The sequence below is a fragment of the Stenotrophomonas sp. YIM B06876 genome (assembly GCF_030711595.1).
GTDB lineage: Bacteria > Pseudomonadota > Gammaproteobacteria > Xanthomonadales > Xanthomonadaceae > Stenotrophomonas.
Window position 1 is genome coordinate 1 of record NZ_JAUJUJ010000420.1, and the last position, 689, is coordinate 689.

The 689-nt window shown below is 68.0% G+C and carries 1 protein-coding gene and 1 pseudogene; both read left to right on the forward strand.

Annotated features, from left to right (window positions below):
- Nucleotides 1–261: pseudogene (locus QZH66_RS17690) on the forward strand (pyridoxal-phosphate dependent enzyme); the annotation flags it as partial.
- Nucleotides 262–298: 37 nt separating this feature from the next.
- On the forward strand, nt 299–689 hold a 391-nt coding region (locus QZH66_RS17695), incomplete at its 3' end, for a pyridoxal-phosphate dependent enzyme (RefSeq protein ID WP_345783877.1).

Consider the following 689-nt stretch of genomic DNA (forward strand, 5'->3'; position numbering starts at 1 on the left):
CTGCAAAAAGAGCAGGGCCTGACCTTCGTGCACCCGTTCGACGACCCCGACGTGATCGCCGGCCAGGGCACCATCGCCGTCGAGATCCTGAGCCAGCTGCAAAAGCTCGGCAGCCACCGGCTCGACGCGGTGTTCGTCGCCATTGGCGGCGGCGGGCTGGTCAGCGGCGTGGCCAACTACCTCAAGGCCGTGCGCCCCGAGATCAAGGTGATCGGCGTGCAGATGGACGACTCGGACGCCATGATCCAGTCGGTGCGGGCGCNAGCTGCAAAAGCTCGGCAGCCACCGGCTCGACGCGGTGTTCGTCGCCATTGGCGGCGGCGGGCTGGTCAGCGGCGTGGCCAACTACCTCAAGGCCGTGCGCCCCGAGATCAAGGTGATCGGCGTGCAGATGGACGACTCGGACGCCATGATCCAGTCGGTGCGGGCGCACGAGCGCGTCACCCTGCCCGACGTCGGCCTGTTCTCCGACGGCACGGCCGTCAAGCTGGTGGGCGCGGAAACCTTCCGCATCGCCAGCGGCCTGGTGGACGAGTTCATCACCGTCGACACCGACGCCGTCTGCGCCGCCATCAAGGACATCTTTGTCGACACGCGCAGCATCGTCGAGCCGGCCGGGGCGCTGGCCGTGGCGGCCATCAAGCAGTACGTGGCGAAGAACAAGACCAGGGGCGAGACCTACGCCGCCA